Genomic DNA, 21,039 nt, shown 5'->3' with positions numbered 1-21,039 from the left:
CGCCATGCGACTCGCCATTCGACACATCTCGCGTTACCAGTTCGATGATCAAGCGACGCACGCGCTGCAGCGTCTGCGGCTGCGCCCGCAATCCGGGCCCGGGCAGACCGTGCGCGCGTGGCAGGTCACGATCGACGGCGTCGAGCCGACGCTGGCGTACGAGGACGGGTTCGGCAACCGGATCGATCTCGTGCGGCACGATCGCGGCGCGAAGCCGGAGATCGTCGTCGTCGCGGCCGGCGTCGTCGACACGCAGGACCGGGCGGGCATCGTCGGCCATCCGGACGGCTATGCGCCGCCGTGGCTGTTCGAGCGCGAAACCGCGCTGACCAAGGCAGGCGACGTCGTGCGCGAGCTGGCCGCCGCGCTGCCGATCGAGCCGCGCAGCCTCGATGCGCTGCACTGGCTGATGACGGCCGTGCACGAGCGCATCGCGTATGCGCCGAACGCGGCCGACGCGCCCGTCGACGCGGAGACGGCGCTGCAAAGCGGCGAGGGTACGAGCCGCGACCATGCGCATGCGTTCATCGCGGCCGCGCGCGCGCTGAAGATCCCTGCGCGCTACATCTCCGGCTACGTGCTGGCCGACAGCGCGATGCAGCGCATCGCCGACGCGAAGCAGAGCGCCGGCGGCGAACGCGAAGAAGCGCTCGCGCTGCAGAGCGGCGACGGCATGCAGCAGATGCTCGGCGCATCGCATGCCGCGCAGTCGCAATCGCAGGGGCCGGCGCATCTGCAGGCGGCGCTCGGCGCACAGCCGCAGCCGGTGGCGCTGATGCGGCCGCCGGCCGGTCACGCGTGGGCCGAAGCGCACGTCGACGGGCTCGGCTGGGTCGGCTTCGATCCGTTCATGAACCGTTGCCCGGACGAGCGCTACGTGCGCATCGCGGTCGGGCTCGACTGCCGCGACGCGCAGCCGGTGACCGGAATCGGCGCGACCGCCGTCGGCGTCGACATCAGCGTCGCGCAGTCGCCGGAACTCGTCTGACGCGCCCGTTCGCCGCAACCGCCGTGCCGTGCGCGCCGCGTCGATGCCGACGCGGCGCCGGCCGACCCAACCCCCGACCCGAGCTCCCATGCCCATCCACGTCGCGCTGCACCACGCCACCCGCTATCGCTACGACCGGCTCGTCAATCTCGGCCCGCAGGTCGTGCGGCTGCGTCCCGCACCGCACTGCCGGACGCCGATCGTCGCGTATTCGATGACGGTCGAGCCTGCACGGCACTTCATCAACTGGCAGCAGGACCCGTTCTCGAACCATCTTGCGCGGCTCGTGTTTCCCGAACGCACCGACCATTTCGACATCACGATCGATCTGGTCGCCGAGATGTCGGTGTACAACCCGTTCGACTTCTTCCTCGAAAGCAGCGCGGAGCAGTATCCGTTCAGCTACGACGATGCGCTGAAGGTCGAACTCGCGCCGTATCTCGCATGCGACCCGCAGACGAGCGCATCGCCCGCGTTTCGCGCGTATCTCGACGGCGTCGATCGCACGCCGGCCGGCACCGTGAACTTCCTGGTCGCGCTGAACCAGCGGCTGCAGCGCGACATCCGCTACCTGGTACGGATGGAGCCGGGCGTGCAGACGCCCGCGCAAACGCTCGAGCTCGGCTCGGGGTCGTGCCGCGACAGCGGCTGGCTGCTCGTGCAGCTGTGCCGGCATCTCGGCATCGCCGCGCGCTTCGTGTCCGGCTATCTGATCCAGCTGGTGCCGGACGTGAAGTCGCTCGACGGTCCGAGCGGCACGTCGGTCGACTTCACCGACCTGCACGCATGGTGCGAGGTGTACCTGCCGGGCGCCGGCTGGATCGGTTTCGATCCGACGTCGGGATTGCTCGCCGGCGAAGGGCACATTCCGCTCGCGTGCACGCCGCAGCCGACGAGCGCCGCGCCGGTCGACGGGCTGATCGACGAATGCGAAGTCGCGTTCGAGCACGAGATGACGGTCACGCGCGTCTACGAATCGCCGCGCGTGACGAAGCCGTACGACGATGCGCAATGGGATGCGGTGCGCGCGCTCGGCACGCAGGTCGACCGCGCGCTCGCGGCCGGCGACGTGCGGCTCACGCAGGGCGGCGAGCCGACCTTCGTGTCGATCGACGACCGCGACGGCGCCGAATGGAACACCGACGCGCTCGGCCCGACCAAGCGCGGCTACGCGACCGAGCTCGTGCAGCGGCTGCGCGCCGAATACGGGCGCGGCGGCTTTCTGCACGTCGGGCAGGGCAAGTGGTATCCGGGCGAACAGCTGCCGCGCTGGGCGATGTCGATCTTCTGGCGCGCGGACGGCCAGCCGGTGTGGGACGATCCGTCGCTGTTCGCGGACGAGCGCGAGCCGTCCGCGCTGGGCACCGACGACGCGAAGCGCTTCATCGACGCGCTCGCCGCACGTCTCGGCCTGAGCGGCGACTTCATCCGGCCCGGCTACGAAGACGTCTGGTACTACCTGTGGCGCGAGCGCCGGCTGCCCGTGAACGTCGATCCGTTCGATTCGCGCGTCGACGACGAGCTGGAACGCGCGCGGCTGCGCAACGTGTTCGACCGGCGGCTCGACAGCGTGGTCGGCTACGTGCTGCCGATCAGGCGCGCGGACGGCGCGCCCGCGCTCGACGGCCCGCGCTGGCAGACGGGGCCGTGGTTCTTCCGCGACGAGCGGATGTATCTGGTGCCCGGCGATTCTCCGATGGGCTACCGGCTGCCGCTCGATTCGCTGCCGTGGGTCGCCGCTGGCGACTATCCGCATCTGTTCGAACGCGATCCGTTCGCGCCGTCCGACGCGCTGCCGGACGCCGCCGCATTGCGCGCGCGCTACGGCGGCGCGGCCGCGTCGCCCGACGCGGGCGCCGCGCCGCGCTACGTGCCGGGCGTGCATCGCGAGGCGCCGGCGCAGACGGTGATGCAGTGGCGCGACGACGGACTGTGCGACGACGAGCACGGCGCGCGCGCATCGCGGTATCCCGAACGCTTCGAATCGGCCGCGTGGATCACGCGCACCGCGCTGTGCGCGCAGGTGCGCAACGACATCCTGTATCTGTTCATGCCGCCGCTTGCCGCACTCGACGACTATCTGGACCTGCTCGCCGCAATCGAGGCGACCGCGCACGCGCTCGGCGTGAAGATCGTGCTCGAAGGCTATCCGCCGCCGCGCGACGCGCGGCTGAAGGTGCTGCAGGTGACGCCCGATCCCGGCGTGATCGAGGTGAACATTCATCCGGCCGCGAATTTCGACGAGCTCGTCGGCCATACCGAATTTCTGTACGACGCCGCGTGGCAGTCGCGGCTTTCGACCGAGAAATTCATGGTCGACGGCCGCCACGTCGGCACCGGCGGCGGCAATCACGTGGTGCTCGGCGGCGCGACGCCGGCCGACAGCCCGTTCCTGCGCCGCCCGGACCTGCTCGCGAGCCTGATCGCGTACTGGCACAACCATCCGTCGCTGTCGTACCTGTTCTCCGGACTCTTCATCGGGCCGACGAGCCAGGCGCCGCGCGTCGACGAAGCGCGCAACGATCAGCTGTACGAGCTCGACATCGCGTTCGCGGAGATCCGGCGTCATGCGGACGGCGGTCAGCCGACGCCGCCGTGGCTCGTCGATCGCGTGCTGCGCAACCTGCTGATCGACGTGACCGGCAACACGCACCGCAGCGAGTTCTGCATCGACAAGCTGTATTCGCCCGATTCGCCGACCGGCCGGCTCGGCCTGCTCGAGCTGCGCGCGTTCGAGATGCCGCCGCACGCCCGGATGAGCATCGTGCAGCAGCTGCTGCTGCGCGCGCTGATCGCGCGCTTCTGGGCCGCGCCGTACACGACGCCGCTGACGCGCTGGGGCACCGCGCTGCACGACCGCTTCATGCTGCCCGCGTTCGTGAAGATGGACTTCGACGACGTGCTGAACGAGCTGCGCGACACCGGCTTCGCGTTCGACACCGCGTGGTTCGCGCCGCACTTCGAATTCCGCTTTCCGTTGTTCGGCCAGATCGCGGTGAACGGAATGCAGCTGACGCTGCGCGGCGCGCTGGAGCCGTGGCACGTGATGGGCGAGGAGGGCGCGGTGGGCGGCACGGTGCGCTATGTCGATTCGTCGGTCGAGCGGCTCGAGGTGCGCGTGACGGGGCTGAACGACAACCGGCACGTCGTGACCGTCAACGGCCGCGCGCTGCCGCTGCAGCCGACCGGCACCGCCGGCGAATACGTCGCCGGCGTGCGCTACAAGGCGTGGTCGCCGCCGTCGGCGCTGCACCCGACGCTCGGCGTGCATGCGCCGCTTACGTTCGACGTCGTCGATACATGGCTGCAGCGCTCGCTCGGCGGCTGCCGGTATCACGTCGCGCATCCGGGCGGGCGCAACTACGCGACGTTTCCGGTCAATGCATACGAAGCCGAAAGCCGCCGGCTCGCGCGCTTCGTCGCGATGGGACACACGCCGGGGCGGATGGACGTCGCGGCCGCTGCGCCGAGCCGCGAATTCCCGTTCACGCTCGACCTGCGGCGGCCCTGACCGGCCGATGACGAGACCGACCACGATGCACGGCTTCCGACCTCGCGGCGCGCCGGCCGCAGTGCTAGGATGCGGGCAGGCTGCGGCCGCCCGCCGCGGCCTGCCGATCCGGGCACGCATGTGCGCGCCCGCCCGCTGACGACGGAACGACACCGTGCCGCCCATTCACCCCGACGCTCTCGCCGACGCGATGCCCACGCTCTTCGATACCGGCGCACAACCGGATGCTGCCGAGCTGGCCGCCGCGCTCGCCGCGCCGGCCGCGGCCGGCCGCTACGACGAACTGCGCGGCAGTGCGGCCGGCCTGCACGCGCCCGCACTCGCGCCCGCGTGGCGCAGCTTCTTCACCGCGATCGGCAGCGACGGCGTCGCCGATCTCGACCGCCGCGCGGACGCGCTGCAGCGGCGCATGCGCGAGAACGGCCTGTTCTATCAGCTGCACGAACAGCGCGCCGGCGACGGCGCGGCCGGCCCGTGGTCGCTCGATCTGCTGCCGATGATCGTCACGCCGGAGGACTGGGTCGCGATCGAGCGCGGCGTGCTGCAGCGCGTGCGGCTGCTCAACGCGACGATGGCCGATCTCTACGGCCCGCAGACGATCCTCGCGCGCGGGCTGCTGCCGCCCGCGCTCGTCACCGGACATCCCGGCTATCTGCGCGCGATGCGCGGCGCGCGCGTGCCGGGCGATACGTGGCTGCACGTCGTCGCGTTCGATCTCGCGCGCGGGCCGGACGGCCAGTGGCGGATGGTCGCGCAGCACACGCAGGGCGCGGCCGGTCTCGGCTATCTGCTCGAAAACCGGCTGATCGTGTCGCGGCTCTTTCCGCGCGGCTTTCGCGGGCTGCGCGTACAGCGGCTCGCGTCCGCGTATCGATCGCTGCTGCACAGCATGCAGGCGCTCAGTCCGGCGCGCCGCAATTCGCGGATCGTGTTGCTGACGCCGGGGCCGCACAGCGCGACGTATTTCGAGCATGCGTATCTCGCACGCTACCTCGGGCTCACGCTCGTCGAGGGCGGCGACCTCACCGCGCGCGACAACCACGTGTTCCTGAAGACGCTGCGCGGGCTCGAGCCCGTGCACGGGATCCTGCGGCGCGTCGACGACGCGTGGCTCGATCCGCTCGAGCTGCGCCCCGATTCGCTGCTCGGCGTGCCGGGGCTGCTGCAGGCGGTGCGGGCCGGCAACGTGCTGCTCGCGAATGCGCCGGGCTCCGGCTTCCTCGAGTCGCCGGGCATGCTCGGCTTCATGCCGCGCCTCGCGGAAGCCGTGCTCGGCGAGACGCTGACGCTGCCCGCCGTGCATTCGTGGTGGTGCGGCGAAGCGGCCGCGTGCGACGACGCGCTGCCGCAGCTCGCGAAAAGCATCGTGCGCGCATCGTATCCGGCCGACGGCGCGGCGGCTGGCGCGTTCGAACCGGTGATCGGCGCGCGGCTCACGCACGCGCAGCTCGCCGAATGGCGCGCGCGGATTCTCGCGCGGCCCGAACAGTACACGGTACAGGCCGACTTGCCGCTGTCGCAGGCGCCGACGTGGCGCGCGCACGACGCGCCGGACGGCAACGGCAGCGCGCGCATCGTGCCGAAGCCGCTGCTGCTGCGCGTGTTCGCGCTCGCCGACGGCGCGCAGCGCTGGCGATTGCTGCCGGGCGGGCTGTCGCGGGTCGGCACGCGCGACACGCTGTTCAATGCGCCGATGCCGCGCGGCGGCAGCACCGTCGATACGTGGGTGATGACCGAGGGCATCGTCGATTCGACGACGCTGCTGCAGACGCGTCTCGGCCCCGACGATCTCGTCGAGCGGCCGCGCGCGATCGCGAGCCGGGCGGCCGAGAACCTGTTCTGGCTCGGCCGCTACACCGAGCGCGCGACCAACCTGATGCGCCTCGCGCGCGCGGCGCTCGAACGGCTGCGCGGCGAAGACGACGTCGACAGCCCCGCGCACCTCGAGCTGATCGACGCGCTGTGCCGCGACACGGGACTGGTCGCGGCCGATGCGCCGAATGCGGTCGATGCGCCACGTGCGTTCCAGCACGCGCTCGCGACGTCGCTCACGCGCGGCGCGGATCGCACGTCGGGGATCGCCGCGTGCCTGTTCGGGATGCGCGGCGCGGCCGCCGCGATTCGCGAGCGGCTGTCGAGCGACCAGTGGCGGCTGATCGACGACGCGACGCAGCTGTTCGCGGACAGCGCCGATCATCCGGAAGCCGAAGAGCAGATCGGCAACGAAGCGCTGCAGTTGCTCGAACGCCTCGGCCTGCTGCTCGGCGCGATCACCGGCGCGCAGACCGACAACATGACGCGCGACGACGGCTGGCGGCTGCTGTCGATCGGCCGGCAGATCGACCGGCTGGATTTTCTGTGCAGCGTGCTGCGCTTCGCGTTCGACGACGGCGCCGTGCATCGGCAGGACGGCTTCGAACTCGTGCTCGAACTGTTCGACAGCACGATCACGTTCCGCTCGCGGTTCCAGCGCGGCTTCGACGTCGCGCCGCTGCTGTCGCTCGTCGTGCTCGACACCGACAACCCGCGTTCGCTCGGCTGGGTCGTGCAGGCGCTGCGCGGCCGGCTGACGAAGGTCGAGCGCAGCGAGGGCTACGCGCTGTCCGAACTGGCCGAGACGATTCCGGACGTATCCGCATGGTCGCTGCACGAACTGTGCGAGACCGGCGACGACGGCCGGCACGATGCGCTGCTCGCCGCGCTCGATACGACCGCGAAGGCCGTAGGGGAACTGTCGAACCGGATCGGCGAACGCTATTTCAGCCACGTGCGCGAGGCGGGCAGGACGCTATGGTGACGTCGAAGCACGCCGCGAAGACGCCCGCCGGCGCCGGCAACGCGACGCCGTCCGCGGCGACCGCTGCGCCCGGCCGGCTGCTGCGCGTCACGCACGACACCGAATACCGCTACGCGGCGCGCGTCGAATCCGCGCAGCATCAGGCGCGTTTGCAGCCGCTCGCGACGCCGCGCCAGCAGTTGCTGTCGTTCTCGCTCGACATCGAGCCCGCGCCGGAATCGGTTGGCAACGAGGTCGACGCGTTCGGCAACGCGCGCGCGTCGTTCGCGCTGAATCAGCCGCACGATGCGCTGTTCGTGCGCAGCTGCAGCACCGTGCGCGTGAGCGCGCCCGTGTGGTCGAAGGGCGTGCGCGGCGCGCCGCCGCCGGCGATCGCGCGTCCCGGCGCCGCGCACGCGACCGCGTGGGAAGCCGTGCGCGAGCGCCTGCGGTTTCGCGCGGGGCAGCCGTACGATGCGGCGAGCGAGTTCATGTTCGCGTCGCCGCACGTGCCGTGCGATCCGGAGCTCGCCGCGTATGCGGCCGTCAGCTTCACGCCGGGGCGGCCGCTGGTTCAGGCGGCGTGGGACCTGATGCGGCGAATCCACGCCGACTTCGCGTACACGCCGAACAGCACCGACATCACGACGACCGCGCTCGACGCGCTGCGGCTGCGCAACGGCGTGTGCCAGGACTTCGCGCACGTGATGATCGGCGCGCTGCGCTCGCTCGGACTCGCCGCGCGCTACGTGAGCGGCTATCTGCTCACGCAGCCGCCGCCCGGGCAGCCGCGCCTGATCGGCGCGGACGCATCGCATGCGTGGGCCGCCGTGTACGACCCGGCATGGCCCGAAGACGGCGGCTGGCTGCAGCTCGATCCGACCAACGATCGCGCGCCCGGCGACGACTACGTGATGCTGTCGATCGGCCGCGACTATGCGGACGTGGCGCCGCTGCGCGGCGTGATCCGCGGCGGCGGCGCGGGGCAGGAGCTGAAGGTCGCGGTGACGGTCGAGCCGCTGGACGGTTGAGCGCACGCTGCCGATTGGCAGCGAGGACCGTGTGCGCGATGGGCGGGCGGCGGCATCGTCGGCGACAGCTCTGATATACACGTCGGCTGCTTTCGCACTGTTGCACGGTGGGGTTTCCGCTCGGTATTCCGCTTCGCGTGCGATCCGCATTCCATCCGCATTCGGGTCCGGTCGTTCGAGTCGCGTGTGCCAATGCGTCGTCGGTCGTGACGCGGCGGTCCGCCGCTACGGCGTCGGGTGGAACGCAGTCCGTATCGGATGCGGCGCCCGTTTACGCACGCATGCACGCAGCGCATTCGCGCATTTCCATATTTCCGAACTCCACGAAGCGATAGCTGCGCGGTCGCCGCACGACTACGCGGTGCCGTATTTCGACGCCGGCATTGCAACGGGCGACTCTGCCTGCCGAATGTCCGGTGAAACAAGTCCGATCGTGAGCAGATATGACCGACAAGTCCGTAAGTCCGGATTGGCTTGCGTCACCGGATAGAGCGACTTCGTCATTCGCCGATCCGGAGATATATGATCGGAATACGTCAATAGCGTCTTTCGTTATATCTCTTTATTGTTTTCGATTCGAGGTGTTTTTCTATATTAAAAATTGACATGCACTATGTCCTGATATTCTGGGCTGTAAGTGCGATAGAAGTTGATTGGGACGAATCTCCGATTTCTTGAAAACCATTTCGAACTCGTATTATTTGTGCGGTGCGCGCGCCATGAAAAAATTCGGGCGAATGTTGTAAATCGTCAGTGAATCTTTTGAAGTCGACGCGCCGTGAATCGGAATTACCGCCTGTCAGGCGCTCCACGATACGAAGTCGGTGCCGTACGCACCGCTGCCACCCGCGGTATCAAATTCTTCGGGTTTGTCGTCGCCTGCGTAGCTGCGTTGAGCAGCGCGCATTGCCACGCAGTGCCGGCGCCTGCCGGCACGCCGTCGGAGCGAGCAACGGTGACGTCCGACGCAAGCGTCGATTTCGACATCGAGACACTGAAGGAGCGCGGCCTCGATCCGGCGCTCGCGCAGTACTTTGCGGAAAAGCCGCGTTTTGTCGGCGGCGTGCATCGTGTGTCGCTGTCGGTCAACGGTCAGCCGCGCGGCACGGTCGACGTCCGCTTCGACGATCACGGCAACGTCTGCTTCGATCGCACGCTGATCGCACGTGCGCGTCTGCGCTTGCCCGACGAACTGGCGCCACGGCGGCGGCGCAGCGTGCTGGCGTTCCTGAGCGGACAAAGCCCGCTGCGTCCCGAATCTGCGGTAGACGGTGCGCCCGAGCCGCCCGTCGGCGATGCGCGGTCGCGCGGCAGCGACACGGAGCGAGCCGTCGCCCGCGACGCGAGCCGTGCCGCGTTACCCGGACGATCGTCGGCAAGTCCGATCGCCGAAAACTGCTACGACTATCGCTCGTTTCAACCGCAGACCGAGGTCAATGCCGATTCGTCGCGCGATCTGGTCGAGATCGTCGTGCCTGCCGATGCGCTGACGCGGCCGCGTCCCGGCGACAACGCATCGTCGGGCGGAGCCGGAGCGATGCTCAACTACAACGTCGTGGCGGGCGGCAGTCGATCGAGCGGCAGCCGTACCGCGACGTTCGTGTCCGCGGATACCGAAGCCGGATTCAATGTCGGCGACTGGATCGTGCGCAGCGCGCAGTCGTACTGGCGCCAGCAGGGCCAAGCCGAATTCCAGATGCCGTACGTCTTCGCGCAGAAAACCGACGTCGAAACCGGCTATCTGGTCCAGTTCGGACAGATCGCGATTCGCAACCCGGTCGTCAGCGGAATGCCGATCGAGGGCGTGCAACTGATGCCCGACGATGCGCTTGCGGCCGTCGACAGCGGCAGCACGATTCGCGGCGTCGCGACGCAGCAGTCGCGCGTCGAGGTTCGGCAAGCCGGCATTCTGCTCTATACGACGCTGGTGCCGGCCGGACCGTTCCTGTTGCGCAACGTGACGCTCATCGACCGTTCGTCGCTGGTCGAGGTCACGTTGATCGACGACGCGAACAACAAGCGCCGCTTTACCGTGTTGCCTGCGTCGCTCGTCGCGCCTCGCGGCGCACCGGCCGGGCTGTCGCTGGCCGTCGGACGCGTGTACCAGTATCGCGGGCCGACCGAAATGGCGCGTCCGGTCGTGATTTCTGTCGCGAAGGGATGGAACGTCGGCCGGCGATCGAGCGTGGTCGCCGGGGCCGTCGTGTCTTCCCGTCATCAGGCCGTCGGCGTCAACCACGCGATGCCGCTGTTCGGAAACAGCGTATCGGTCGGAACCAACGCGCAGATCAGTCGTTCGCCGGCGCTCGGCGAGCGGGGCGCGAGCGTCGGGCTGTCGTTGTCCGCGCAACTTCCGCGCGACGTCTCGCTGAACGTGCAGGCGAACCGGCAGAGCGTCGGCTTCCGCACGCTGTCCGACACGCTGTACGACGTGCCCGACACCGTTCGCCGCTCGGTGTACTGGGACATCATGCGCAACTACCGGATACGCGACGTGATGTCGGGCGCCGCGAGCTGGAACAGCAACCGGTTCGGTGCGCTGTCCGTGTCGTTCAACCGCTTCTCGACCTATGCGGGCTTCTCCGGCCAGCACGTCGCCGCATCGTGGAATCGCCAGTTCGGGCGCGCGAGCCTGTCCATCAACGTCGACCGCTCGCTCGGCCGCGGTACGACCGGCGACGACACGGCGATCTACGCGTCGCTGAGCTTTCCGCTCGGGCCCGTTCACCTGAGCACTTATGTGACGCGCAACGGCGGGATGCTGCGCGGCGGCGTGAATGCGAGCCAGACCGTCAACGACGTCGTCAGCTACAACGTCGGCGCGGAGCGCGGGCAGGCCAGCGGCAGCGAGCGCGGATTCGCGACGCTCAGCTTGCGCCCGCGCTACACGCAGGTGTCGGTCAGCGGCTCGGCGCAGCGCAACAGCGGCTCGCTGTCCGCGCAGGTTCAGGGCGGAATCGTCGCGACGAAGGAGGGCGTCACGCTGTCGCCGTACGGCATCGGCGATACGTTCGGCATCGTGTCGACCGGCGATCTGTCGGGCGTGAGCATCAGCACGCCGGCGGGCGTCGTGTGGACCGACGCGCGAGGCAAGGCCGTGATCGGCACCATTCCCGCCTATACCGACGTCAGCACGGTCGTCCGTACGCAGACGCTGCCGCGCGACGTGGACGTGAAGAACGGCTACGCGGAACTCAATGCGGGGCGCGGGTCGGTCAATTTCATCGACATCGAGGTGCGCAGGACCAAACGCATGCTGCTCGACGTGCGCCTGCGAGACGGGACTCCGCTGCCTGTCGGCTCGTCGATTCGCGATGCCGAAGACAACTACGTGACGACCGCCGTCGGCGACGGCGTCGTCTATCTCGACCAGGAACCGGCGGGGTCGCTCGTCGCGCGCCTGCCCGGCGGCGGCCGCTGCAGCCTGCGGTTTCAGGCGCCGGACGGACCGAGCGCGGCGCCGACCGTCGCCCGGATCGACGCGACCTGCGATGCCGATCCACCTGCCATTTGACGAGTATCCGATGAACACGATTCGTGCTTTTGCCATCGCCGCCACGCTCGTGCTGGGCGGCATGACGCTCGCCCGCGCCGAACAATGCGCGATCACCGTCAACGATCCGAACGTCGATTTCGGGCGGGTGTTCGGTGACCGGGTCGGCGCGGCGCGCGGCGCCGATCGCCGTCCGGTCGCGTCGACGAATCGCGCGATCGCCGTGCAGTGCCGGCAGGCCGACGTGACGGCCATTCGCTTCGACGGCATCCCGTCGCCGGACGGCAGCATCCGCCTCGGCAACGTGGCCGATTACACGATCACCGTGACGCGCGTCGCGCTCGACGGACGCGACGTGCTCGCGGGCCTCGCGCGAAGCGGCAGCGCGACGGCGGTCGCGCCGGTCCCGCAGACTTTCCGGCCGGGCGACACGCTCGTGCCGTACGACGCCGACCGTCCGGCAGCCGGCAGACGTCTCGACGTGCTGATCCGGATCGACGCGTTCCGGGCGGCCGAGACGGCGCTGAACGGCGAGGTCACCGTCACGTCCGAGCCTCGCTTCAGTGTCGTTGCCGCGCCGTGAGCGCATTCCGTTCAATTCGCCTTCCTTAACCGTATGGAGTTACTCATGTCTCGTCTTTCACGTTTGCTGTCGGCACTGCTGCCGCTCTTTCTGACCGTCGGTACGGGCGCGTCCGCGCACGCGGCCGGCATGGTTCCCGAAACGTCCGTCGTTCTGATCGACGAGGCGGTCGGGGAGGCGACGATGAAAGTCCGGAACACCGACGACAAGTCGGCGCTGCTGTACACGATCATCGAACACGTGCCCGACGATCAGGAGAAGCTGTTCACCGTGACGCCGCCCGTCGCACGCGTCGATCCCGGCCAGACGCAGCTCGTGCGTTTCATCCTGACGAACAAGACGCCGCTGAAGACCGAGCGGCTCGCGCGCGTGGTGTTCGACAGCATCGGCGAGCGCAAGGATCCGGACGCGAGCGTCGTCGCGATTCGCGTCCGTCAGAACCTGCCGGTGATCATTCATCCGAAGGGGCTCGCGGTGAATCGCGAACCGTGGAAGCTGCTGAAGTGGGAAGCCGTCGACGGCAAGTTGCGGGTCGTGAATGCGAGCCCGTACGTCGTGCGCCTGGGCGCGACCGTCGAGGTGCTTCCGATGAAAAAGCAGGCGTACTTGCCGAACACCTACATGCTGCCCGGTCAGTCGACGTACGTGATGATGCCGAAGGACGACAAGCGAAAAGGTGCGCCGCGCAAGCCGGCGCAGAAGAATGCCGACGTGACGGCCGAGACGAAGGCCGAGGTCGAGGAGATGCTGAAGCTCTTCCCGGGCGCGACGTCGATCCGCTTTCAGCCTGCGACCAGCTACGGCTATATGGCCGATCTCTACGACGCGCGGATCGAAACGCCGACGGACGGCCGCGATGCGAGTGTCGCACCGAGCGGCGCGGCATCGCGCTGACTTTTGGAAGTTCGCCCGGTGATCGGCGTCGAATTTAGAACTTGTTCTATATAAATTCGGATCACTGAAAAATAGAATTTGTTCCGTCCGATTTTGGGTCATTCCATATCGGATATTTATTAAGCAATCTGCCTATACAACAGGAGAGCAGTCATGAATCGAATCAAGTTGAACCCGGCTCTTGGCGCGATCGCGATCGGTGTCGCGATGATGGGCGCTGCGCCGCATGCGTTCGCGCAGTCGTCCGCGGTGCTGAAGGTCACCGGCACGATCGTTCCGCCGGCCTGCACGCCGACGTTCGAGGGCGGCGATACGATCGATTTCGGCCAGGTGTCGCCCCGCGCGGATTTCACCAAGGTCGGCGAGAAAAAGACGTCGCTGCGAATCTCGTGCACGTCGCCGTCGTTCATCGCGTTCAAGGTCACCGACAACCGCAACGGCACGCAGGTCAGTCGCGGCGTGCTGACGAACGCGAAGGACACGGTGATGAGCTGGCTGGTGCCGAACCTCGCGAACGAGGGCGGCGGCATCATGGGCTGGAACGATCAGCTGTTCGGCCTCGGCAAGACGACCAAGGGCGCGAAGATCGGCGCGTACTCGATGCAGCTCGGCGCGGCGAAGGTCACGGGTTCGACGAGCGGCGGCCTCGGCGCGATCACCAACATGGCGGTCACGACCGGCGTGTCGCTGAGCGACTGGATGCCGGCGGTCGGCGGCATCGCCGATTCCGCATACAAGACGATCGCCGGCATGGTGCCGGGCCTCAACGCATCGCATGGGCTGTGGATCACGCGTAGCGGGATGCTCGGCTCGTTCGACAGCGATACCGGCTTGTATATCGCGAAGAACTTCAAGTATTCGGCCGTGAATGCGTTCAACATCGGCAACGCGCTGTCGACCGTGCCGGTGGTCGGCGGCGGCGTCGCGCACGCGATCAACGGGACGAACTTCACGTTCCCGATCAAGGTGCGCGCAATGCTGAACTCGGCGAGCGAGCTCGGTACGGGTACGGCCGAAAAGCTGGACGGTCAGGCGACGTTCGACCTCGTCTATATCTGAGCGCGCAATCGCTCGTCGGCTGAAGGGAAACCGACGTGACGGCGAGCAACGCGGTGCCGCGTACGTCGCGGTGCCGGTTCGGCGACCGGCAATGTCGATGTAGTCGGCGCCGCCGTGGCCGCGATGTTGCGGCCACGGCGGCGCCAATCGCTTCCGGCGACCGCGCCGTTCGTTGCGGCCACGCGCCGGCAGCGCTTGCGATGCGATCGGGCTGCCCGGCGACTGCCGTATCGCGATCAAACGACCGAGCGCGCAGATCGACCGCCCGATGCGCGATCACGCCCGCCGGCAAGCGGCGCGCGCCGTTTAAGTCTTCGTTAATACTGCAGGCCTAGCATGACGATGTCGGTAGCCGGGCCCGATCGCGGCCCGTCCCGGCGGCACGCGCGGGTGCGTCGACGTCACGGCGCCGCGCCGTCGCGCGTCGCCAGTCCATTGCAACGGCGGCACATCATGATCAAGAACTTCGACTATCCGCTCGGCAACGACACGATTTCACTGTGCGCGAGCTTCGGCGCGGGCCCGGCGTGGCGCCGCGTGCTGGTCAGCCGCGCGGATTCCATGGAGACGCTCGTGGTGCTCGACGCGCGCGGGCTGTCGGGGCTGCTGAAGGTCGCGACCGAGCAGCCGGAAGGGCTGCTCGACGACGCGATTCGCAAGGTCGGCGACGAGCGGCTCGTCGAGCGCGCGATTCACGACCGGACGATCGTCGAAACGGCGCTTTGATCGCCGGCTGCGCGTGCCGCACGCACGGATGTCGAGCCGCACCGTGTCGGCTACGCGGCGAACCGGTCCGTCGCGGCTAGCAGCGCTTTCAGAATGCCGGGCTCGTTGTACGCGTGTCCGGCGTCGGGCACGATCTCGAGCGTCGCATCGGGCCACGCCTGCGCGAGTTCCCATGCTGTGCGTGCAGGCGTCGCGACGTCGTAGCGGCCTTGCACGATCACACCCGGAATGCCGGCGAGGCGGTGCGCGTCGCGCAGCAACTGGCCTTCGTCGACGAAACCGCCATTCACGAAGTAGTGGTTTTCGATGCGCGCGAACGCGAGCGCGTAGTGGCCGTCCGCGAAATGCTCGGCGAGCGCCGGATTCGGCAGCAGCGTGATCGTCCGGCCTTCCCAGATGCTCCACGCGCGTGCGGCTTCGAGCTTCGCCGCTTCGTCGTCGCCCGTGAGCCGGCGATGGTATGCGGCCATCAGGTCGCCGCGTTCGGCTTCCGGAATCGGCGCGACGAATTCCGCCCACAGGTCCGGGAACAGCCACGACGCACCTTCCTGGTAGTACCACAGCAGCTCCGCGCGACGCATCGTGAAGATGCCGCGCACGATCAGCGCGCTCACGCGTTCGCGATGGGTCTGCGCATAGGCAAGCGCGAGCGCGCTGCCCCACGAGCCGCCGAACACGAGCCATCGCTCGGCGCCGACCATCTCGCGCAGACGTTCGATGTCGGCGACCAGATCCCACGTCGTGTTGTTGTCGAGGCTCGCATGCGGCGTCGAGCGGCCGCAGCCGCGCTGGTCGAACAGCAGCACGTCGTAGCGCTCGGGATCGAACAGCCGGCGATGGTCGGCGTTGCAGCCCGCGCCGGGGCCGCCGTGCAGGAACACGGCCGGCTTGCCGGCCGGATTGCCGCAGCGCTCCCAATAGATCCGATGACCGTCGCCGGTATCGAGATGGCCGTGGGCATAGGGTTCGATCGGTGGATACACAGGCAGACTCCTCGTGAAGGGGCGACAGAAGGCGGACGACGTTGCGGGCCCGTTTGCGCGCGACCGGAACACGCGGCACGACGAGCATCCGTTGCGCGCGCATCGGACCGGACGCCGCCGGACGACGATCGTCATTATGCCGATTCGATCGCGCATTCGGGCGGCATCGCGGCATCGCGGCATGGCCGCCGTCGCCGCAGCGTCGGAACGAAGAATGAAAAAAAGGCCCTTGCGGGCCTTTTCTCCAACCGGCGAACGCGCGATATTCAGCGCGTCAGCGCGGTAAATCCGTCCAGCAACCGATCGACGTCGGCCGCTTCGATCGCGCCCATCGTCGAGATCCGGAACAGCTCCTTCGACAGCCCGCCTTGCCCCGCGTAGATCACGAAGCCGCGCGCCTTCAACCCGTCGTGCAGCGCTTCGTACGTGACGCCCTGCGGCAGCCGGTACGCACGCAGCACGACCGACGATGCGCCGTCGGGCAGCACGAGCGGCATCCCGCGCGCGGCGAGGCCGGCCTGCACGCGGTCGGCCAGCGCGCGATAGCGCGCATGACGCGCGCGCCAGCCGCCGGCCTCGTCGAACTCGCGCAACGCCTCGACGAGCGCGTAGTACGCGTGCACCGACGGCGTGAACGGCGTGTTGCGCTGATCCTGCAGCTTCGCCAGGCGGCCGAGGCCGAGGTAGTACGTGCGGCTCGCCGCGTTCGCGAGCGCACTGCGGCGCACGATCACGAACGCGGCACCCGGCACGCCGTGCAGGCACTTGTTCGCGGTCGCGGCCACCGCGTCGATCACGCCGCCCGCGAAGTCGATCGCTTCCGCACCGAAGCTGCTGACGCCGTCGACGAGCAGCTTGACGCCGCGCGCGCGGCATACGTCGGCGATCGCGCCGAGATCGTTCAGCCGGCCGGTCGTCGTTTCGTGATGGATCACGGCCACGTGCGAATAGCCGCCGGCGTCGAGCCGCGCGGCGATCTGCGCGACGTCGGGCGCCTGCATCCATTCGTGCTTGAGCACGTCGTGCGCGATCGCGTACTGCGTCGCGATCTGCGCGATCCGCTCGCCGTACACGCCGTTCTCGATCACGAGCAGCTTGCCGCCTTGCGGCACGAGCGCCGCGATCATGCTCTCGACGGCAGCGGTGCCGGAGCCCGTCATCAGCACGGCCGCCCATTCGGCCGGATCGAGTTCGTATGCGGCGACGAGCCGCGCACGCGCTTCGTCCTGCAGATCGAAGAATTCGCTTTCGCGATGGCACAGGTCCGGTTGCAGCAGGCTGCGGCGCACGCGTTCGGTCAGCGTCACCGGGCCGGGGTTCAGCAGCAGCATCAATGGGCTCCTTCAGCGTGGGCTTCGGACTGCGCGGCGCCGATGTGCTGCATCAGGCGCGTCTTGACTTCGACCGGCGTGACGGTCGGGCGCGGCAGGCCGTCCGGCACGCCGGTGCGGATCGCGAGCCGCACGAAGCGCGCGCCGTCGACCGCGTTCGACGCGTCGAGCGCCGCGTCGAGCACGTCGAGCGTGTCGCCTTCGGCGGCCGACGCGTAGCCGCACGCGGCCGCGACGCCCGCGAACGACACGTGCTGCGACACCGTCGCCTGGCCGCCGGTCGATTCGTGCGCACCGTTGTCGAGCAGCACGTGCGTGAGATTCGCCGGGCCGTAGGTACCGAGCGTCGCGAACGCGCCCATCCGCATCAGCGCGGCGCCGTCGCCGTCCACCGCGACCACGCGCAGGTCGGGGCGCGCGAGCGCGAGCCCGAGCGCGAGCGGCGTCACGCAGCCCATCGAGCCGACCATGTACAGCTGGTTCGGACGATCGTCGATCGCATAGAGTTCGCGGCCGCAGAAGCCGGTCGATGCGAGCACGACCGTCGAATCGACCGGCGTATGCGCGATCACGCGCTGCAGCGCCGCGTGGCGCGTCGGCCACGCAGCGGGCGACGCGGCGCGCGACGACGATTGCGGCGTCACATGCGCGCGCGGCTTCGCGGCCGGATTCGCGTTCAGCTCGTACGGCGCGACGCTGCCTTTCTGCATGACCAGCGCGTACGGGCGGCCGGTCGTGTCCATGTGCGCGATCGCGCGGTCGAGCGCCGGGCCGACCTGTGCGGGGTCGGTCGGAAACGTCTCCCACGCGATTTCCATCGTGTCGAGCATCGTCGGCGTGATCGGACCCATCAGCGCGTGCTGCGGCTCGTCGGGCACGCCCGGCTGGCCGCGCCACGTGACGATCAGCAGCTGCGGCAGCCGGAACGTCCACGTGAGCGACGTGAGCGGGCTCACCGCGTTGCCGAGCCCCGAGTTCTGCATCATCGCGATCCCGCGCTTGCCGCCGAGCGTCGCGCCCGCGATCAGCGCGACCGCGTCGCCTTCGTTCGCGGCCGACAGGTAGTGCAGCGTCGGATCCTGCAGCACGTAGTTGATGAACGGCGTCAGGTACGAGCAGGGCACGCCCGCGTACCAGTCGAAGCCGCGTTCGCGCGCGGCCTCGACGAACTGGGCCGCTTCGATCATTGCGCGCCCCCGTTGCCGGCGCCCGGCTCGGACAGCGGCGTCTGGCCGTGCGCGAAGTCGCCCGCGCGGCGGAAGTCCTCGAGATCGTTCACGCCGCGCCAGTGGCCGTGCACGTACTGCACTTCGATCTTCTCGCCGGCGGCGATCAGTTCGTTCAGCAGCGCGGGGATGTCGAGCGTGTCGAAATCGTCGCGCGCCTGCAGCGTCGCGAGCATCGCCTTCAGGCGTTCGACGCCCGCGCCGCGCACGTTCAGCAGCCCGATCCAGCGGCCGTGCGGCGTGCGTTCTGCGGCATCGCTCGACACGCGTTCGAGCAGCACCTTGTGGCCGAACAGCCCGCGATCGTCGGCAGCCGAGCAGAACGCGAAGTCGCGCACGCTCTGGTTCGACGGCTCGGTCAGCGACGAATCGACGACGACGCTGAACTCGGCCTCGCTCTCCGCGAGGTCGCGCAGGATGTAGCTGCGGAACAGCAGGTCGCCGTACGAGATCACCGTGTCGCCGGTCAGGCGCTCGGCCGCGCACGCGAGCGATGCGAGTTCGCCTGTTTCCGCGTGGCGCTCGTTCACGACGAGCTTGATGCCCGACGTGTCGATCGCGTCGGCGCGATAGCCGCCGACGACCGTGATGTCGTTCACGCCGTGCTTCTTGAAGCCGTCGACGAGCCAGCGCAGCAGCGGCTTGCCGGCGACCGGCAGCATCACCTTCGGCTTGTCTTCGGTGACGGCCTCGAGCCCGTTGCCGCGGCTCGCGGCGAGCACGATCGCCGCGTTCGACGCGCGCGACGACGACGACAGGTAGATGCGCTCGGCCGCCGAATATTCGTCGGCGTCCTGCAGCCGGAAGATCTCGTTGACCGACGCGACGCGATCCTCGACGTTGATCAGCGTTTCGCTTTCGTGGATCTCGCGCGCGACGGCCTGCATCGCGGACGCCGATGCGCGGATCAGATGGTTCGCCCAGATCACGGTGCTGATGCCGGCCTGGCGGAACACGTCGGTCGGCGTGCTGTAGTACTTGGTCGGCACGATCACGAGCGGTGCCTTGCCGCTCCATTCGCGCGCGAACTGCAGGATTTCGTCGGGACGCGACAGCTTGCTGTGGATCAGGATCGCGTCGGCGCCGGCTTCCGCGTACGCGTTCGCGCGGCGCAGCGCCTCGTCCATCCCCCAGCCGGCGATCAGCGCCTCGACGCGCGCGACGATCGAGAAGTCCGGGTCGCTCTGCGAATCCTTGCCGGCCTTGATCTTGCCGCAGAACTCGTCGATCTCCGCGAGCGGCTGGCGCTCGCCGTCGATGAAGCTGTTCGTCTTCGGGAACTGCTTGTCCTCGATGCACACGCCCGCGATGCCGCGCTGCTCGAGCTTCTTCACGAGGCGGCGCACGTTGTTGAAGTTGCCGTAGCCGGTGTCGCCGTCGAGCAGGATCGGCAGATCGCTCGCGTCGGCCATGAACTCGAGCACGTCGACGACCTGCGTCCAGCTGGCCTCGTTGTTGTCGCGCACGCCGAACTGCGCGGAGATCGCGAGGCCCGATGCCCAGATCCCCTTGAAGCCGGCCTCGCGGACGATCCGCGCGGACAGGCCGTTGTGCGCTTCCATCAGGAATTCGAGTTCGTTGCTGACGAGCATCCGGCGCAGGCGTGCGCTGCGCGATTCGGTGAAATTGGGTTCGCGTGCATTCATCGTGCGGCTCCCGCGGTAGTGCGTTGAATCAGGGGAAGGACGTCTTGCGCGGCGCGCGCGACGTCGGTGGGGAAATCGATTTCGATCCACGGCGCGCCGGTCACGTCGGCGATGTCGAACGTGCGGCCGCCCTCGAGCAGCAGGTCGCGCACGGCTTCTTCGTGCGGCATGTTCGCGCGGCCGCTGTCGACGTAGCCCGCGACGATCGTCGCGAGGCGGCGCGCAGTGCTCTCGGTGAAGCGGAAGAAGCCGACCGACTCGCCGATCGTGTCGTAGTCGAGGCCGACCGCGAGTTGCTTGCGCAGCTCGACCGGCACGCCGTTCTTCACGCACAGCTTGACGGGCTCGTCGCCCGCCTCGAAGTCGCGGTCGATCAGCACGCGGTCCACCGGCCGGTCGGGATCGGCGACGAGCGCGTGCAGGATGCGCTCGTCGTACAGCACGTCGGCGTCCATCAGCAGCACGTCGCCGCCGCGCGTCATCGCATCGGCGACGGTGTGCACGGTCAGCACGCTGCCGAGATCGTAGCGCTCGTTCAGCACGATCTCGGCCGTGCGGCCGAGGCGCGCGAGTTCCTGCACGACCTTGTCGGACTGGAAGCCGAGCGCCAGCACGATCTCGTCGACGCCGGCCGCGTCGAGCGCGCGCAGGTGGCGCTCGAGCAGCGACACGTCGTCGAAGCGCAGCAGGCACTTCGGGTATTGCGCTTCAGGCGGTTGTTGCAGGCGCAAGCCGAGGCCTGCCGCAAGGATGATGGCTCGCATGGGTTCTCCAACCAAAAAGCCTTTCGAT

At 68.7% G+C, this 21,039-nt stretch carries 14 protein-coding genes; 9 read left to right on the top strand and 5 right to left on the bottom strand.

Annotated elements, in window-relative coordinates; all coding sequences use genetic code 11:
* The first annotated feature begins 4 nt into the window (after positions 1–4).
* The 9 genes from BUB20358_RS19465 (at position 5) to BUB20358_RS19425 (ending at position 15,061) form a co-directional block, all read left to right on the top strand.
* A complete protein-coding gene (locus tag BUB20358_RS19465) occupies positions 5–988 on the top strand; it encodes a transglutaminase family protein (RefSeq protein ID WP_006765728.1) in 984 nt (327 codons plus the stop codon).
* An 88-nt stretch (positions 989–1,076) separates the two neighbouring features.
* Positions 1,077–4,499 (top strand): transglutaminase family protein, encoded by a 3,423-nt coding sequence (locus tag BUB20358_RS19460; protein WP_035973926.1) that lies wholly within the window; start codon positions 1,077–1,079, stop codon positions 4,497–4,499.
* A gap of 190 nt (positions 4,500–4,689) precedes the next feature.
* Entirely contained in the window at positions 4,690–7,296 is a 2,607-nt protein-coding gene (locus tag BUB20358_RS19455; protein ID WP_045552254.1) for a circularly permuted type 2 ATP-grasp protein, read from the top strand.
* The gene (locus tag BUB20358_RS19450; RefSeq protein ID WP_035973928.1) at positions 7,290–8,306 is read left to right on the top strand and encodes a transglutaminase family protein; all 1,017 of its coding nucleotides are present in this window, start codon (positions 7,290–7,292) and stop codon (positions 8,304–8,306) included. Before BUB20358_RS19455 ends, BUB20358_RS19450 begins: the two co-directional genes overlap by 7 nt.
* Positions 8,307–9,261: 955 nt before the next feature.
* On the top strand, positions 9,262–11,820 hold the full coding sequence (locus BUB20358_RS19445; protein ID WP_223296976.1) for a fimbria/pilus outer membrane usher protein: 2,559 nt from the start codon (positions 9,262–9,264) through the stop codon (positions 11,818–11,820).
* Positions 11,821–11,830: 10 nt separating this feature from the next.
* Positions 11,831–12,382 carry a DUF1120 domain-containing protein gene (locus BUB20358_RS19440; protein ID WP_035975220.1) on the top strand — a complete coding sequence of 184 codons (552 nt, stop codon included), beginning with the start codon at positions 11,831–11,833 and terminating at the stop codon, positions 12,380–12,382.
* A 45-nt stretch (positions 12,383–12,427) separates the two neighbouring features.
* A complete protein-coding gene (locus tag BUB20358_RS19435; protein ID WP_035973930.1) occupies positions 12,428–13,276 on the top strand; it encodes a fimbria/pilus chaperone family protein in 849 nt (282 codons plus the stop codon).
* A 153-nt stretch (positions 13,277–13,429) separates the two neighbouring features.
* Positions 13,430–14,335, top strand: a complete 906-nt coding sequence (locus BUB20358_RS19430; protein WP_035973931.1) for a DUF1120 domain-containing protein — start codon at positions 13,430–13,432, stop codon at positions 14,333–14,335.
* A gap of 453 nt (positions 14,336–14,788) precedes the next feature.
* A complete protein-coding gene (locus BUB20358_RS19425) occupies positions 14,789–15,061 on the top strand; it encodes a hypothetical protein (RefSeq protein ID WP_035973933.1) in 273 nt (90 codons plus the stop codon).
* Positions 15,062–15,111: 50 nt separating this feature from the next.
* Here the strand turns inward: BUB20358_RS19425 and pip are convergent, their stop codons facing one another.
* From pip to BUB20358_RS19400, 5 genes are all read right to left on the bottom strand, one after another.
* Positions 15,112–16,044 (bottom strand): prolyl aminopeptidase, encoded by a 933-nt coding sequence (pip, locus tag BUB20358_RS19420; RefSeq protein WP_035973935.1) that lies wholly within the window; start codon positions 16,042–16,044, stop codon positions 15,112–15,114.
* A 266-nt stretch (positions 16,045–16,310) separates the two neighbouring features.
* Positions 16,311–17,375: a 2-aminoethylphosphonate aminotransferase gene (locus tag BUB20358_RS19415; RefSeq protein ID WP_035973937.1), complete on the bottom strand. Its 1,065-nt coding sequence runs from the start codon at positions 17,373–17,375 to the stop codon at positions 16,311–16,313.
* Positions 17,375–18,562 carry a phosphonopyruvate decarboxylase gene (gene aepY, locus BUB20358_RS19410; RefSeq protein ID WP_035973938.1) on the bottom strand — a complete coding sequence of 396 codons (1,188 nt, stop codon included), beginning with the start codon at positions 18,560–18,562 and terminating at the stop codon, positions 17,375–17,377. Before aepY ends, BUB20358_RS19415 begins: the two co-directional genes overlap by 1 nt.
* Positions 18,559–20,247: a phosphoenolpyruvate mutase gene (gene aepX, locus BUB20358_RS19405; RefSeq protein WP_035973940.1), complete on the bottom strand. Its 1,689-nt coding sequence runs from the start codon at positions 20,245–20,247 to the stop codon at positions 18,559–18,561. The genes aepY and aepX overlap by 4 nt, the downstream gene beginning before the upstream one ends.
* Complete coding sequence (locus tag BUB20358_RS19400; protein ID WP_035973942.1) at positions 20,244–21,011, bottom strand: phosphocholine cytidylyltransferase family protein; 768 nt, start codon at positions 21,009–21,011, stop codon at positions 20,244–20,246. Before BUB20358_RS19400 ends, aepX begins: the two co-directional genes overlap by 4 nt.
* Positions 21,012–21,039 lie beyond the last annotated feature (28 nt).

Origin of the sequence: Burkholderia dolosa (assembly GCF_902499135.1) — a bacterium.
In the GTDB taxonomy this organism is placed as follows: Bacteria; Pseudomonadota; Gammaproteobacteria; order Burkholderiales; family Burkholderiaceae; genus Burkholderia; species Burkholderia dolosa.
The sequence above is the reverse complement of the archived record's forward strand: the minus strand, read 5'-3'. Positions and strand labels throughout refer to the sequence as shown.